Source organism: Pseudoalteromonas sp. P1-16-1b, assembly GCF_001401785.1.
Taxonomy (GTDB): domain Bacteria; phylum Pseudomonadota; class Gammaproteobacteria; order Enterobacterales; family Alteromonadaceae; genus Pseudoalteromonas; species Pseudoalteromonas undina.
This window is the reverse complement of the sequence record NZ_LKGQ01000003.1, coordinates 178,460-195,759: the sequence shown is the minus strand read 5'-3', so window position 1 is coordinate 195,759 and position 17,300 is coordinate 178,460. Positions and strand designations below refer to the sequence as shown.

Here is a 17,300-nt window from a genome sequence, read left to right as displayed (position 1 = left end):
TAAAACTTAGGTAAAGTAGCTATAAAAAAACCCTTGTAAAACTAATTACAAGGGCTAATAACTTAACTAAATTTCAGTTAAAGCTTGTAGCTAAATCCAAGAATAAAGTTACGCCCATAATCTTGGTAATCACGCACTTGTAAAGCATTATCACCACTTAGTGTTGTAAATGGTTCTTCAGTGATATTTTGTACTTGGAATGTCACATTTAAGCCATCTAAGCTCTCAACACCTGCTTCGCCAAAATCGTAACCAACTTGTACGTCCCAAATTGTTTCACCTAAGATATTCACTTGCTGAGTTTCATAACCTGCGTTGTAAATATCACCTTTAAAGTCGCTACGTTTACGCATACTAGTACGTGCTTGGAAGCCATAGTTTTCATAATAAAAAGTTAAGCTTTCAATTTTATCCGACAAACCAGGTAATTCGTATTCATTACCGTTTTGATCTTCAATATCTTGTTCAATTCCTGTATGGCTGGCAATTAAACCAAAACCTTCTAATGAATCACTAAAAATATTAAACGGTAGAGCAAGAGACAATTCATAGCCCCAAAGATCTCCACCACCGCCATTCACTTTACCTGATCCAGTACCGGTACTATTCTCTGGTATCTCACCCGTTGAAGGGTTAGCAACTCCTGACATATCAACTTCGTATACACCATCAAATATCCATTGGCTTAAGTCTTTATAAAATACAGCCGCTGAGAAGTATCCTTCTGCACTAAAGTAGTTTTCATAAGTAAAATCAAAACCCGTTGCTTCTTTTGGTTCAAGTGTAGGATTACCACCAGACACTGACCAATAGTTGCCATTCTCATCAGGACGCTCAGAATTGTAGCTCGCATTAACAGAAGCATTCATTTCATCTAGGCGGGCTCGTGAGATAGTTTTAGCGGCACCAAAACGCACAGTTTGATTTTCATCTAGCGCTAAAGATAAATTAAGACTAGGTAAAACATGACTATAATCGTGTGACACATTGTTAGGAACGGCTTCAACTAGACCAGTCACGTCATTCGGCACAGCCGCAAAACCTTGCGAAGATTGCTCAGTTCTAACATAGCGAACACCAAAGTTACCTGTTAATGGTAGTTCACCTACTTCAGCATTAATATCAGCTTGAACAAAAAACGCCGTAACTTTTTCTTGAACTGTGTACGACTGCGTAGTGTGTTTTATATCCGTTAAACTTTCTTGAATTGAGTCATAATATCCATCGTCAACTAGTGCACGGGTGTCATAGGCAATCATATCCCCCATACCGATAAAGCCTAAGCTAGCTGTTCCGAGGCGATATTGCTCTGGAACGACAAGCGTACCAGGATTATCTAATGAGAAATCGCTTAATGTTAAGTAATACCCTTCAGACTTTTTACTCTTCTCGCGGTCGCGATATGACATACCAAAACTTACTTTGCTTAAGTAATCGTTTTCTAATAACTTGCTTGCTGCTAGTTTTAAAGTATGTAATTCATCATTAACTTCAGGTGCATTAATAAAGCCATCTTGTGCGGTGTTTTGATAAGCCGTATCATTTAAGCCGTACTTATTATTTAGCGCTGAGCTGGTTCCCCATGACAAAGGACCACCTAACTGAATTAAAGCATAATCACTATAATCTAACTCGTGGCTAAATTTGGCGCCGGTATTGCCGCCATCAAGTGAGTAACCAATGTTGTCAGCAATACCGTTTGCATCGCCACGGCCTGTGCCAGAATAACTTTGTAAGCTCCAGTCCTTACGCTCAACTTCAGATAAGCTCGCATCAAACTCTACCGACCATGAATCGTCAATGTCATATTTAGTATTAAATCCAAATTGCGTTAATTCAGCATCACGTTCTTCAACATCATTGCGAACTACAACGCGTTGACCTTGCGTTGTTGCACTGGTGATAAAGCCAGACTGTTCATCTACAGTAACACTATTCGGGTCGATGCTACCTTGACCCCAGGCGAAAGGTACTTCAATACCACGTAAGATTTTTTCATCGTTAAAATCTACATATAACGCATCAAACGTCATGTTTAGACGATCATTTGGTGCAGCTTCCACTACTAGCATCGCTGAATCACGTTCAAGTGTTGATGAACGTACGAATGGTTTAGCGCCGCCTAAGATTGAATAATTCTGTCCATCAACGTCGAATTCAGGGTATCCCCAAGAATTCCAGCGTTTTTCTTGGTTTGGTGAGCTCATTGTGTTGTAAGCAAATGCAACACCTATAGTGTCATCTGCAAACTGATCAATGTATGAAACCGTGCCACGAAAGCCTTTATCATCACCATCAGGATTTAGCTTATCAAAACCTGACTGCTCTAACTGACCATTAAACATGATCACGCGCTCGCCTTTACTTAAAGGCTTTACCGTTTGCATGTCGATTACACCGGCAATACCTTCAGCTTCAATACTGGCACTTGGTGTTTTATAAACGGTTACGCCGCTCATTATTTCTGATGGGTAAAGGTCAAACTCAACACCACGGTTGTCACCAATCGATACTTGCTCACGACCATTAAATGTTGTTGCGCTTTCGTTTTCGCTAAAACCACGAACACTTACACGACTAGCACGGCCATCAAGACGTTGCGCTGTTAAACCTGGTAAACGTGCGATTGACTCTGCAATAGATGTATCTGGAAGTTTACCAATGTCTTCAGCAGAAATTGACTCAACCACCTGTGTTGAAAAACGCTTAGTATTTATTGATTCAACAACACTACCGCGAAAACCTTTCACTTCGATGATTTCTACATCATCATTTTTTATTGTTTCTTCTTGTGCCGCAGTGGTGGCAAAGCTTGATAATCCCGCAGCAGTTAATGCTAGCGTTAGTATACTTGGTTTGAACATAGCCATAATGTTTTCCCGTTACCCATAATGTGATACCCGCTTACTTGCTTAAGTGATAGTTAAACATGCGAGCTTATTTTGTTGTCAGGATGAATATTAACGCTCGTATTATTTTATTAACAACTTATTGCATACGTATTCAAAATAGCACCGCACGCACAAATTTAACATTAAATTTACAAACCAACATGTAACCAACTGTTTTAAAATAGGTTATTTTGGTGCAAGAGTATTTTATGAGTTAAGTGATAACAACTATTTATTTTTTTATGAAATAAACCTTTCATAAAACGCTGATAAAGAGAAGCAAGAAAATTTTATTTTTTAATTAATTACTAAACACACTATCTACACAAATTAAATTGGTAAGACCAATAACTAAAAACACCAACTCAGTGCAGACCTTTGTTTTTGTGCACCTAAACAGCGCAAACAATAAATTAACAACTCCATATTAGAATTGGTAAAATATAATAAGAATAATCCACGACTCAAATCGATTGCCTGAACGATTATTTCATCCAGTTTTAATACCTTAAAATCGGTGCATACGTATGCAGGATTTTTACAGTATGACAGGCTTCAAGTATGCTTTTTCAAATAAACGGGGATTATTACCTCTAAAAAAAGAACAACACAAAGACAGTGTGAAAACGGAGAAAAGCATGGCCCAAAAGCAATGGTATAAAGGTGCGGTTATTTATCAGGTTTATCCGCGTAGCTTTCAAGATAGCAACAACGATGGCATTGGTGATTTAAAAGGGATAATAAATCGTATTGATTACATTAAAAGCTTAGGGGTGGATGCTATTTGGATCTCACCTTTCTTTAAATCGCCGATGAAAGATTTTGGTTATGATATTAGCGACTATCGTGATATTGACCCCCTTTTTGGTAATTTAGATGATTTTGATGAGTTAATTGCACAAGCACATCAACGCGACATTAAAATTATTATTGACCAAGTCCTAAGCCACACCTCAGATCAACACCAATGGTTTATTGATAGTCGTGAAGACTTAACCAACGATAAAGCTGACTGGTATGTATGGGCCGATGCTAAAGAGGACGGGACAGCACCTAATAATTGGTTGTCTATTTTTGGTGGTGGTGCATGGCAATGGGAGCCGCGTCGTGGACAATACTACTTACATAACTTTTTCACTGAACAACCGGATCTTAACTTTCATAACCCCGATGTTCGCCAAGCCGTACTAGACAATGTTGAGTTTTGGCTTAAAAAAGGCGTGGATGGCTTTAGGTTAGATGCCATTAACTTTTGCTATCATGACGCTTTGCTTCGTGATAACCCAGCAAAACCAAAAGAAAAGCGTCAAGGCCGTGGCTTTAGCGAAGATAACCCGTATGCATTTCAGTATCATTACTACAATAATACCCAGCCTGAAAACATAGAGTTTATGCGTGATATTCGCACTTTACTTAACAAATACCCTGGTACCGTATCACTGGGTGAAATTTCATCTGAAGATTCATTAGCCACAATGGCAGAATACACTCAAGGCGGTGATAAATTGCACATGGGTTATAGCTTTGAGCTACTAACGGATGATTACTCTAGCGAGTATATACGAAACACCGTTACTACACTTGAACAACGCATGACTGAAGGCTGGCCTTGTTGGGCATTTAGCAACCATGACGTAGAACGTGTTGCTAGCCGTTGGAGTGAAACAGGAAAGGTAAACCCAGCACAATGTAAAATGTTGACCGCCCTACTCGCTTCACTACGTGGCAGCGTGTGTATGTATCAAGGTGAAGAACTCGGACTCGGTGAAGCCAGTGTTGCTTTTGAAGATTTACAAGACCCATACGGCATAACTTTTTGGCCAAACTTTAAAGGTCGCGATGGATGTCGTACCCCAATGCCTTGGGAAAACCTTGATAACTCACAACCAAATTCACACAATGCAGGATTTAGCGAGGTAAAACCGTGGTTACCTGTTGATCAACAACACAAGCTCCAAGCAGTTGCTGAACAAGAGAATGATGCAAACTCAATATTAAATGCGTACCGTGAGTTTATGGCCTGGCGTAAAAACCAGCCAGTATTACTTGAAGGTGATATTGAGTTTTTACAAACCGCCGAGCCAATTTTAGCGTTTTACCGCACATTAAACGAAGAAAAGATGTTGTGTGTATTCAATTTAAGCGGGACAAAAGCAGAGCTTGTTATTGATGTTAGTGTTGAAAAAGAACATAGCGCGCTTTCTCATTACAACGCGCAGCTTGATAATAAAACACTGACCGTTGAGCCATTTGGTAGTTATTACGCCAACTGCAGTTAATATTTAAAATTATTACAAATAAAAAACCCGAGCATTGCTCGGGTTTTTTATAACAAATTTTTAGTGGTTAATTGTTTTACTATTTAAATAATCAGTAAAAGCAAATAGTACACCTGATACCACAAACGTAACGTGTATCAGTACTTTCCAGAGTAATTCATTATTAGAATGAGACGTAGAACTTATAAATACCTTAAGCAGCTCAACGGCTGAAATGGCCACTATTGCACTGATCAGCTTCATTTTTAAACCAGAAAACCCGACCTTACCCATCCATACAGGGCGGTCTTCATGATTTTCGATATTAAGCTTAGAGACAAAGTTTTCGTAACCGCTAAAAATAATAATCAACAGCAGACCTGCTAACAATGCAGTATCAACTAAAGTTAAAATACCAACCAACAGCTCTTGATTACTAGCAGTAAACGTCGCTATCCCCATCATATATAGTTGTTTAAAAAACTTTATAAGTAGTAAAACCACAGCAAATAATAAGCCGACAAAAAATGGGGCGAGTAACCAGCGTCCTTTAAATATAAACGACTCAAGGCCGTGTTCAACTTTATGAACAGGGTGTATTTTTTTATTTGTATTATTTGTGTGTGGCTCTGACATAAGGGCACCTAAAAATTAAAACGCGACATTAGCTTAAATTAAACGCTAACACAATCACTTCAGCCTAAAAGTAGGTACACAATATGCTTATCCTGACGATAAAAATTTTTCGTTTTCCTTTATGTGAATTGTGATTAAAAATTAGTTTACCAACAGAGATGTTCTGGCTTGGTTACACTTGTTTTATGTAGGCATTATTTGAATGCATAATTCGATTGTTACTCCATTTTTAGGAATAAAAAAATGAATAAAGCATTACTCGCGTTAATCGTTGCACCATTTTTCGCTTTATCAGCTGCAAATGCAGTTGCAAGCGATACTACAGACGCTTCAGCCGAAACGATTCAAGAGTTCACAGAAATGTGTATTAGCTGGGCTAAAGAAGACGACGTAAGCGATGAAGCAATTTATAACTATGTTTTAAAGTGTGTGAATGATGAACTAACATCTGAAGGCTATAACAAAGTCACTGCTGTTAAGGTTTAATGAATAATTGAGCGGTTCAAACCTAAATTGGTTACATTTTAACTCTGTAAAATAAAAAATCAGGTTAAAAATGCCATTGCGATAGGTTTGATAATGCAAAAAAAACCGGAACTGTCACAGGCTGTGCGTTCCGGTTTTTTTATTATTAAAGCGATGAATAATTAATTATTCATCATCTTTTTTTGGTTTGGCTTTAGCTTTACTTTTAGCTGGCGCTTTTTTAGCTGCAGCTTTCTTTTTAGGCGCAGCTTTTTTCTTAGCCTCTTCTACCCATTTACCACCCTCGTAATGGGCCGTCCAACCAGTTGCTTTACCATCAACTTCAGTCATCACATATTGGACTTTGTTTTTACGACTGTAACGCACAACAGCAAGGTTGCCATCAGGATCTTTGGCTGGTGCATCAGCTAGGTAGTAAAACTTAGGCGAAATACGATCTCTAAAGCGTTGTAACTCTTCTACTTTAGGAGCACGTGTTTCTCGTGATTTAGGGAACGTATTTGCAGCTAAGAAAATACCGGCCGCGCCATCACGTAATACAAAATAGGCTTCAGACTTTTCACATTCTAATTCAGGGATATGAACTGGATCTTCTTTTGGTGGCGCAGCTTCGCCATTTTTTAACAACTTACGTGTATTTTTACATTCATCGTTGTTACAACCAAAATACTTACCAAATCGGCCTGATTTTAATTCCATATCAGCGCCACATTTATCACATTCGATAATAGGGCCGTCGTAGCCTTTAATTTTAAAGGTACCCTCTTCAACAACATGCCCCTGACATGCTGGATTATTACCACACACATGCAATTTACGGGTTTCGTCGATAAGGTATGAATCCATCGCTGTTTCACAAATAGGACAGCGCTTCATTTGCATTAATGTTTCTGTTTCAACGTCTTCAACATCAGCTGCAACCGCTTCATCACCCGACACTAAATTCATAGTGGTAGTACAGCGCTCTTTAGGTGGCAGGTTATAACCTGTACAGCCTAAGAATACGCCCGTTGAAGCAGTACGAATGCCCATTTTTCTGCCACAGGTTGGACAGTCAATATCGGTTTCTACCATTTGATTCAGACGCATGCCGCCTTCATCTGGTTCGCCTTTAGCAATGTTTAACTGGGTTGAGAAATCAGCATAAAACTTATCGAGAACTTGCGTCCAAACACGCTCGCCTTCAGCGATATCATCTAAACGACCTTCCATTTTAGCGGTAAAATCGAAGTTCATTAAATCAGTAAAGTTTTCAACTAGGCGATCGGTAACAATTTCACCCATTTTTTCAGCAAAAAAGCGACGATTTTCTACTCGAACATAGCCACGATCTTGAATAGTCGAAATGATAGACGCATAAGTTGAAGGACGGCCAATGCCACGCTTTTCAAGTTCTTTAACTAAGCTCGCTTCACTAAAACGTGCTGGCGGCTTGGTAAAATGCTGCTTAGGATCAAGCTCAACTAAGGTGAGAACTTCACCTTGCTTAACAGCAGGAAGTGATTGATCTTCTTCGTTCTTTTTACGCACTGCTGGCTGTACTTTTGTCCAACCATCAAAGCGAAGCACACGGCCTTTTGCCTTTAATGTGAAATCATTGGCGGCAACGGTTAATGTGGTTAAGTCGTATTCAGCAGGCACCATTTGACAAGCCACGAACTGACGCCAGATAAGCTCATAAAGCTTTTTAGCATCGGCATCAACACCTTCAACATGCCCTGAAAGTACCGATACGCTAGAAGGACGAATCGCTTCGTGCGCCTCTTGTGCATTGCCTTTTGAGCTATAGTTAATTGGATCAGCAGGTAAATATTTTGCGCCAAACTCATTGGTTACATACTCACGACACATCTCAACCGCATCTTTTGATAGATTAGTTGAATCGGTACGCATATAGGTAATGTAACCACCTTCATATAGGCGCTGCGCAAGCATCATGGTCTTTTTAACGCCATAACCGAGTCGAGTACTGGCGGCTTGTTGCATGGTTGAAGTAATAAATGGCGCACTTGGGCGACTCTTACTTGGTTTTTCTTCAACGCTTACAACTTTATATTCGGCATTCTCGAGGCTTTTAACTGCTGCTGTAGCTTGTGCTTCATTTACAGGCTTAAATGGCTTGTCTGCTTGTTTAGTGACTTCTAAACGTAAGTCAGACTCGCTATTTTTAACATCTGCATGAATATCCCAAAATTCTTCAGGGATAAACGCTTTAATTTCACGTTCGCGTTCCACCAATAATCGCACTGCAACAGATTGAACTCGTCCTGCAGATAAACCTCGTGCAACTTTAGCCCACAATAAAGGCGAGACCATAAAACCAACAACGCGATCTAGGAAACGACGAGTCTGCTGCGCAAAAACCATATCGGTGTTCAATTCACCCGGAGTTTCAAACGCTTGTTGTATTGCATTTTTAGTGATTTCGTTAAACACAACGCGCTTATACTTTTCAGGTTCGCCACCAATGATTTCTTGAAGATGCCAAGCAATTGCTTCCCCTTCTCTATCCAAATCCGTTGCGAGATAGATTTGATCAGCATTTTGGGCAAGCTTTTGTAATTCTTGAACAACCTTTTCTTTACCCGGCAATACTTCGTAATGTGGCTCCCACCCTTTTTCGGGATCGATGCCCATACGCGCGACTAAGTTAGAATAGTCACGTTGCTGTTTATACGCTGCTTTCTCATCAGGTGGCATTTTACGAACCTCAGCAGGTGTTTTGCTTGCTGGTACTTTGTTTTTGCCTGATCCTGATGTAGGTAAATCTCGTACGTGCCCAATGCTGGACTTCACGATAAAATCATTACCTAAGTATTTATTAATTGTTTTAGCCTTAGCAGGTGACTCTACAATTACTAGCGATTTGCCCATAGTTGCCTATTTCTAACCTAGTTTTTTAAATGTGTTTAGCCGACTCATGCGGCGCGAATATTTATAGGTATATCTACAAACACTAGTTCTTACAAGCTTTTAATACAAACTTTTCAGTATTTACTGAATAAACAAACAATTTCTGTTGTTAATTTAAACAAACCAGCGTTTTTGAATAATTGATGTGGAATATATAGAATAGAAACAAAAATGCCAACCTTATTGGTTGGCATTTTTTATCCTTCACATATTTTAAACCTTAGGTTCGTCTAAAATCGACATCACGGTATATTGGGTTTTCACACCTCCTGGCGTTTCAAACTCAATGTATAAAAACCCAGAATCAACATCATTTGGCTCAGCCTCTTTAGTAATATTAACTGAAACAGAGATTGGCGTTTTTTGTGCTGTATTAACCACGGTGTAATCTGTTAACCCTCTTAATACACCATTGTCGGCAGTGACGCTCACTGTAGTGCCCGCAGGCAGTGGATTGTTATGAATATCGCTGAAGAAAATAGTCACTGAAATCGCACTGTAGGGCGTTGAGTCGCTGATATCAATAAGATTTATGTCGCACATACCTTCCATATCAGAAGCTTCTAAGCGAATACCGTCACTTAAACTACAGTCATTTAAAGCCGTTACAGCTCTAATGTAAGGTGTACTACCTGACATAACTAACTCTGAACGAGCGCGTACATTAACTGTTTCACGAGTACACGCATTTGCAGCAAGGGCCTCATCACTACATAACAAGCCATTGTATATACCATCACCACTGTCATACTGGCCATTATCTTGTGCGCCTGAGCGTTCCACATACCACTCATCTTCACCACCATTAGAATCCACAGGGTCTGTTGGCGCTGGTAAATTCCCATCAAACACCCCATTTTCATTAAAATCTATAAAGGCTTCAGGTAAATCTTGTAAAGTTGAGTCAAACTCGTTTTGATTAAATTCACCGTTGGCAGATACATCATTAAATGACTCTTCACCCACAGAATAAGCAAGTAAGCTAACACGTCCACCTAGTGGGTAATCAATTGGCGAGTCATTAGGCGCATCAATAAGTGCAATTGGATCGCCATTGCTATCTAGATAATTAATTAAGTTACCATTTGCGTCTAGTTGTGACTCTCTAATACCTAAAGTACAAGGTGCAGATTGTCCAAAATAACGGTCGCATTTATCTGCAACAGAATTATTATAAATGCTGTAATGATATGGGACTGGATTTTGGCTACGCCACTGCGCTTTACACACACCGTCTGTGGTGCGACAAAGTAATAAAGGTGTAAATTGTTCATCATCAATAGTGCCAACTGCACCACCTTCACTGGCAATATAAATTGCCGTGTTATCTGGTACAAAATTATTAAAATGATCGGCTGCAAATACGGTTAAGTCTGTAGTTACTCCTGCTTCGTTTAATGACTCGGTATTAAAGGTTTGCACTGCAAGCGTGAAACTATCCTGATCTGGCACACCTGTGGTAATTGTAATGTCATTAGAGACAATAGAGATCACACTATTTTGTGAGGTATCGCCACTATCAATCTGATGCGAAGCAATCACAGATAAAATACCAGCAGCTTTTCCTGAGCGAACGTTTACAGTCACTAAACCTTCGTTGTTAGTAAATTGAAATGCGCTGTCTAATAGAGCCCCACCAGGGTTTTGTGAAAGTGCAAAATCAATTTGTTTTTGACCCACTGGGTTTCCATTTACATCTAAAAGCTTAAAGGTGAGTTCTGAATTCTCGGTCAAGGTTTGACCACCTGCTCCTTTAATAGCTAACACTTGATTAGTCGCCCCCATAAACGCAATTGAGCCAGTTTGAGCTGCAGCTACATTTATGTTTATAGTTTTTGTTGCAACATTGCCGCCAGTAACAACAGTCGCGGTAATCGTATCTATACCATTACAGCCATCAGCTTTATAAGTTGCACTTGCCGTACCACCAATACTCGTTACCACATTATCGATAGTGGCCCTAGGAGTGGATTCTTCTGCGCAAGCAGAAGTGAATTGCACTTCCAGCGGAGTAGTAAATACATTATTACTACCATCTACAATCTCAGCTGTAATGATCGTGGTAGAACCTGCAGATAGCACACCTCCGGTAGCAATACCTGCGCTTAAATTTACATTGACTTGAACAGCGTTAATTTCAAATAAAGCACTCGCAATTCCGCCCTGTGCGGTTAATTCAACTTGACCAACACCTGAGCTACTGCCAGGCAATAAATTCAAAATAGCCACACCAAACGCATCAGTTTTAGCTGTTAAGCTTTCTGGTAGTAAAATTCCTAGTGTTGTTGTCGCTTGAACCAGTACATTACTGGCTGGCGTATTACTACCAGGTTTTGTGATTTTTGCATAAACAATCGCTTGTTGCCCAAGTAAGTTGCTATTTTGTGAACAATCAGATGGATCAAGTTCTGTAGAATCTCTATCAATATTTAACCAACTATCAGGACAGTTTTGTAAGATTTTAATGTCAATATTTGCAGCAGAGTCATTAGATTGCGGCTCATCACCTGCGGTATAAAAACCGAGCTTACTTGTGGAGCCTTCGTAGCTGGCAACAATAGTTCCTGCTCCTTCAACACTGCCTGCACTGAGCTCAATAGTTGCAACACCACTTGTATTTGTTAATGCGCTTGCTGTAGCAGGTATGAAAGAGCCAAGTGTTGTAGTAAAACTAACTTCTTGACGAACAACAGGCTGTCCATCACTGTCAGTTACAGTCGCAACGACCTCAAGCGGATTGTTAGCGGTAACGATTCGATCTTCAAAATTAAGTTCAACTTGGGTATCTAGTACGGCATTGTCGCCTCCAGTATCCCCACCAACGGTTCCTGTCTCTTTCTCAAGTGAGCCACCACCGCCACAAGCAATGAGTAATGAGCTGAGCAATATAATGCTAAGCAAACGGGTTAAAGGCATATGTTTCTCCAATGCGCTATTACTAAGTTAAACTTATTTACTTAATGTTAACTTATAACTTAGTCTAAAATCTCAGATTTTTACTTCTTTTTGCGATAAAAATTTTTAAAAAGTTGACGTTTTTCCTGTAAAAAAAATTACATGCTGTTAGTCTATGCCAAATTTATAAAAAATAGATTGGAAATATGTCTAAAATCCGTTCAATGAGTTTAACTACTCGCATCATGATTGGTATGGTGCTTGGTGTTGCAGTAGGCTTTATATTTCAGGCTATATTAGCTGGTGAAGACGATTACCTAATCCCTCTTGGGTTATTCTCTTTGCCAATTAAAGCCTTTTTTGTTGATGGTCTTTTTCATGTAGGTGGGCAAATATTTATAGCTAGTTTAAAAATGCTAGTTGTTCCCCTCGTCTTTGTATCGCTTGTGTGTGGTACTTGTAGTTTAAGCGATCCTAAAAAATTAGGCCGTTTAGGTGGAAAGTCGATTGGCCTATATTTGGTTACCACAGCGATAGCTATTACAGTGGCAATTACACTGGCGTTACTATTTAATCCAGGTGAAGGGATTGGGCTTCCTTCTCAAGCAAGCTACGACGCAAAAGAAGCGCCAACTTTAGCTCGCGTTATTATTGATATGTTCCCTACCAATCCTTTTGAAGCAATGGCAAAAGGTAATATGCTACAAGTTATTGTATTTGCTTTATTATTTGGTATTGCAATGGCGCTTAGCGGTAAAGCAGGTAAACGTGTAGCAACGGTATTTGAAGACTTAAATACTGTTATCTTAAAACTAGTTACTTTGTTAATGAATATTGCCCCTTACGGCGTATTCTTCTTAATGGCTAAGTTATTTACTACTATCGAGCTTAACTTAATTGTAAGCTTAGCTAAGTACTTTGGCGTCGTTGTTTTAGCCCTGTTATTGCATGCATTCGTAAACTACACCCTACTGCTAAAAATACTTACAGGCCTAAACCCGCTCACTTTCTTAGCTAAAATGAAGCACACCTGTTTATTTGCTTTTAGCACCTCAAGTTCAAGCGCAACTATGCCTATCACACTTGAAACTGCAACTAAGAAGCTAGGCGCTAATAACTCAGTGGCTTCATTTACTATTCCATTAGGCGCAACCATTAATATGGATGGCACTGCAATTATGCAAGGTGTCGCTACGGTATTTATTGCTCAAGTATTTAGTGTTGATTTAACTATTTCTGATTACTTAATGGTGATATTAACAGCAACGCTTGCCTCGGTTGGTACAGCGGGTGTTCCTGGTGTTGGCTTAATTATGCTAGCTATGGTACTTAACCAAGTAGGCCTACCGGTTGAAGGCATCGCAATTATAATAGGTGTTGATAGACTACTTGATATGACCCGCACCGCAGTAAATGTAACAGGTGACTGTATGGTAACCTGTGTAGTTGCTAAAAGTGAGGGTGAATTAGATGAAAGTATCTTTAACGACCCTAATGCAGCTAAAGACTTAGAAGACTATCACAAGTCAATTGACTAACCGCTTCTCTTGTTAGTTATAAAAAAAGCCTTGCTACTTTAAGTAACAAGGCTTTTTTTATTGAGTTTTGTTATTAGGGATTTAACGCCTTAAATTTTGACATTAAACTTACACCTGCTTTATTCACTCCATGGCTAAGCCCTATTGCAAGCTTATCACTTAGCCCTTTTTTAATTTTGTATTGAACCTTGTATATTTGATGCTGATGTTGCTGCTCTAACAATGCATCATCACTGGTTTTAATAGTATCAACCAACCCTTTTTCAATTGCTTGGGTTGCAAACCAATGTTCACCCGTTGCCACTAAGTCCATGTTCAAACTGGGACGCTGTGTGCTTACAAACGTTTTAAACAATACATGAGTTTGCTCTATCTCTTCACGAAACTTTTCACGGGCTTTATCGGTATTTTCACCAAATAACGTTAGCGTACGTTTAAATTCGCCCGCCGTAATTTGTTCAAAATCAACATCGTTCTTCTTTAATATTTTATTAAAGTTTGGAATTTGTGCAATAACACCAATAGAGCCAACAATTGCGAACGGCGCTGCAATAATATGATCAGCCACACAAGCCATCATGTAGCCACCACTGGCAGCGACTTTGTCTATTGATACGGTTAACTCAATACCAGCTGACTTAAAACGTTGTAGTTGTGATGCAGCTAAACCATAGCCATGTACCACGCCGCCACCACTTTCAAGGCGAACTAACACTTTGTCCTTTTTAGGGTCCGCGATTGAAATAATCGCAGTCACTTCTTCGCGTAAACTCTCTACTTCATGTGCATCCATGCTGCCGTTAAAGTCAATAACATAGAGTCGTGATTTAGGCTCTTCTTTTTCAGCTTTTTTTTGCTCTATTTTTTGTTGCTTTTGATAGGCTTTTAGCTCTTTTTTACCTAGCGTATTATTTAAAAAGCTTTCTTTTATATTAGTAAGCTGCTCTGATAAGTCACCTATTTCTATCTCACCTTTTTTTGCTTTTGGCTTAACAGCCGAGCTTACAATTAAGGTCAAAATGACAGCGATAGCAATAACAAAGGTAATGGTTTTAGCAAAAAACAAACCGTACTCGTATAAAAATTCCAACTGTATTCTCCGTTTATAAATTTCAGTCAATTTAGCATGCTTTAAAATAAAAAAAAGCCACTATACAGTGGCTTTTAGTACTTAATTGAATGGTTGATTATTAATTCGTCACAACCTCAGTGTTTTGCACCATTAAAAGGCGCCCTCTTGAAGCTAGGTAAGTAGCAACCTGCAATTGCATTTCAGCATTCGCAGCTGCACTACCCGCAACTGTAGACGACTCACCTTCATCTTGTGCTGGCGTTAATATTGACCCATGATGGCCGGTATTAAATTTAACTAAATAGCTAGAGCCCATTTCTGTTGGCGCTTGAGTGGTACTCACCGTGTCTAACCCCATAAAGTTAGCCAAAGGGACAGTACCTGCAATTGGGTTATTGGCAGTCATCGGCGGAATAACTTGATCTGGCTTGTTATTATCTGTGCCATCACCTACCACTACGTTCATGTATACAGGTGTTTCTAGTGCTTTAACCGTTGCTGCATAGTTGGTTGGGTCGCCACTATCTAATGCAGTTTGAGCTGCAAATACAAACTGCGTCATCACGCCCTTGATATTAGCAAGTTTATCAGTTTCTCCCGCCATCGTTAGTGCTTTTGCAAACTCAGTAAAGCCACATGAGATACTTGCTTGCGTTTGCGCTGACTCACCACAGTTAGAAACAGCGGGGCCATCTCTGAATGCCTTAAACTCTATCGATTCAGCAGTACCTGCTTGAGAAAGTACAGAGCCTTGAATAAATGGACCAAACGCTGCTGATTCTAGTAAAAAGCTTGCAATACCGCCACCACCACTTGCTAATGCTACAGCGTTAACCTTAAATAATGGGTCTACTTGGTCGGCCAATGGGCTATTAGCTTGTGCAATAAACGCAGGCGCTACAATTGATCCCAGAGAGTGTCCAATGTAAGACACATCTTGTGAATTCATTGCGCTATCACCGCTGAAGTTTAGACCTAAACGTAAACCAAGTAAGTCAGCACTTGACTGGCGTAGGCTATCTCTAGCTACTAATAATGAGCTCAAGTTCATGTAACTAAGTACAGAGCCTTTTCCCGAAGTTGCGTTAAAGTCATCGTTACCGTCTAAATCAACGTCTACACCACGCTCGCCATGACGAGGATGATCAATTGCAACTGTGGCAAACCCTTGCAGTGAAAGCTGCGCTGTTAGTGTTAACATGCTTTCTTTTTGTGTGGTTATACCGTGTTGCATAATCACTACTGGCCAACCACCTGCTGGCATAGCAGTAAATGGCTCTAAACCTAAACCTGTACGGTATGCATTAACAACCGGTAAAATCGGCTTAGTAATTTGCACTGGCACATTAGCCATACTTTGCACTTTAGGAAGTGAGTTATATTTAGTTAAGTGTTTAGTGCTATCAAGCCCTAAATCACGAAGCTGTCCATCACTTAAAGCAGCACACATTGCATCGTTAGTGCTAATAGGATCGGTTGGGAACGCTTCACCAGCTTGCGCTTTATAGCCTAAAATAGCGACAGCACTATCACACATACCTTGCCAGTAAGTATCGTTTAAATCACTGATCTCTTTACCTTCAGGCGTGCCTAAATACATAGGTAATTGAATGCTGCCTTTTTGATATTGCGCAGCTTGGAACACATCAGGTACAGTCACCCCCTGCAATGCAAAAGCTTGTTGTACGTTAGCCATAGGCTGAGTAGGAATTTGCAACGCAGGCGTTGGAATTGTTGGCTCTGTTAAGCTTGCTGCTAAAACCTTTTTAATCGTGCCAAGCACTGGTCCTGCTGATTGCATTGTCATGGCAGCAGAAAAAATAATATCGTCTTTTGTAATATCACCAGAGCTTACTACTACGTTTTCATAACTATTCACAGCTCCTTGCAGCGCAAGTTGTGATGGCGTAACTAATGGCGCTTCTTGTCTAACAGTGGCATATGTTGACGATGGTTCAATTGAGCGACCTTCTGAATCTTTAAGCCCAGTTGTTAATACATTAATGTATGAACTACCGGCTTTAAAAGGCTTAAGTGGGACAATTGCAACCGCGTCTCCAGAAGCCTGGGTTACAAAATCGACGCCAAAGGTCAATTCGCCTACTAATTTACATGCTGCACCGGCTGGTGCTTGCGAACATTCGGCATCAGTTAAGCTTGCACCCATGATCACTTCAAAAATACGTACAGAGCCTGGTGAAGCTGCAGACGTTTGATCAAGGCTAATGCCCGGTGGAAAGGTTAGATCAATTTTGAATGGCACTTGAGTAGACCAGCCATCAAGTGCGCCTATTGCTAGTTGCGGATCTGCATATTCAGCTCGAGAGATAGAAACATTCTCGTCATTTAATTCCCCAGGAATATTGAGTGTGCCATCAAGCGTACCACTCATCAATAAATCATTAGGAACCGAAATTACACCATTTGCAGGGTCAAACTTTACCGTAGCTTTTGGAATAACTGTAACTGAATCGTTTTTAACATCTTCTAACGTTTCTCCGCCGCCACAGCCTGCTAATGCAGCTGCAACTGAGAGCGAGAGTAGCATTTTTTTCATAGTGTTCTCCGCACAAATCTTATTTTTATAGTGTGTTTATAGTCAGTGTAATTA

9 protein-coding genes are annotated in these 17,300 nt (G+C 39.9%); 3 read left to right on the top strand and 6 right to left on the bottom strand.

What is annotated here, in order from left to right; translation table 11 throughout:
- Positions 1 to 77: 77 nt before the first annotated feature.
- Positions 78 to 2,870, bottom strand: coding sequence for a TonB-dependent receptor (locus tag AN392_RS03750; protein WP_055011871.1), 2,793 nt, complete (start codon positions 2,868 to 2,870; stop codon positions 78 to 80).
- 659 nt (positions 2,871 to 3,529) lie between these two features.
- Here AN392_RS03750 and AN392_RS03745 point away from each other — a divergent pair.
- Positions 3,530 to 5,170 carry an alpha-glucosidase family protein gene (locus tag AN392_RS03745; protein ID WP_055011870.1) on the top strand — a complete coding sequence of 547 codons (1,641 nt, stop codon included), beginning with the start codon at positions 3,530 to 3,532 and terminating at the stop codon, positions 5,168 to 5,170.
- 60 nt (positions 5,171 to 5,230) lie between these two features.
- Here the strand turns inward: AN392_RS03745 and AN392_RS03740 are convergent, their stop codons facing one another.
- Positions 5,231 to 5,785 carry a TIGR00645 family protein gene (locus AN392_RS03740; RefSeq protein WP_054200807.1) on the bottom strand — a complete coding sequence of 185 codons (555 nt, stop codon included), beginning with the start codon at positions 5,783 to 5,785 and terminating at the stop codon, positions 5,231 to 5,233.
- 243 nt (positions 5,786 to 6,028) lie between these two features.
- Between AN392_RS03740 and AN392_RS03735 the strand changes: the two genes are divergently transcribed.
- Positions 6,029 to 6,271 carry a hypothetical protein gene (locus AN392_RS03735; RefSeq protein WP_055011869.1) on the top strand — a complete coding sequence of 81 codons (243 nt, stop codon included), beginning with the start codon at positions 6,029 to 6,031 and terminating at the stop codon, positions 6,269 to 6,271.
- A 165-nt stretch (positions 6,272 to 6,436) separates the two neighbouring features.
- On the opposite strand, the gene topA is transcribed toward AN392_RS03735, so the two are convergent.
- Positions 6,437 to 9,145, bottom strand: coding sequence for a type I DNA topoisomerase (topA, locus tag AN392_RS03730; RefSeq protein WP_013464804.1), 2,709 nt, complete (start codon positions 9,143 to 9,145; stop codon positions 6,437 to 6,439).
- A gap of 252 nt (positions 9,146 to 9,397) precedes the next feature.
- Positions 9,398 to 12,100, bottom strand: coding sequence for an Ig-like domain-containing protein (locus AN392_RS03725; protein WP_055011868.1), 2,703 nt, complete (start codon positions 12,098 to 12,100; stop codon positions 9,398 to 9,400).
- Between the two features lie 185 nt (positions 12,101 to 12,285).
- On the opposite strand from AN392_RS03725, the gene AN392_RS03720 reads away from it, so the two are divergent.
- Positions 12,286 to 13,617, top strand: coding sequence for a dicarboxylate/amino acid:cation symporter (locus AN392_RS03720; RefSeq protein WP_013464802.1), 1,332 nt, complete (start codon positions 12,286 to 12,288; stop codon positions 13,615 to 13,617).
- A gap of 73 nt (positions 13,618 to 13,690) precedes the next feature.
- Here the strand turns inward: AN392_RS03720 and sohB are convergent, their stop codons facing one another.
- Entirely contained in the window at positions 13,691 to 14,707 is a 1,017-nt protein-coding gene (gene sohB, locus AN392_RS03715) for a protease SohB (protein WP_055011867.1), read from the bottom strand.
- A 100-nt stretch (positions 14,708 to 14,807) separates the two neighbouring features.
- Positions 14,808 to 17,246 carry a VolA/Pla-1 family phospholipase gene (locus AN392_RS03710; RefSeq protein ID WP_055011866.1) on the bottom strand — a complete coding sequence of 813 codons (2,439 nt, stop codon included), beginning with the start codon at positions 17,244 to 17,246 and terminating at the stop codon, positions 14,808 to 14,810.
- Positions 17,247 to 17,300 lie beyond the last annotated feature (54 nt).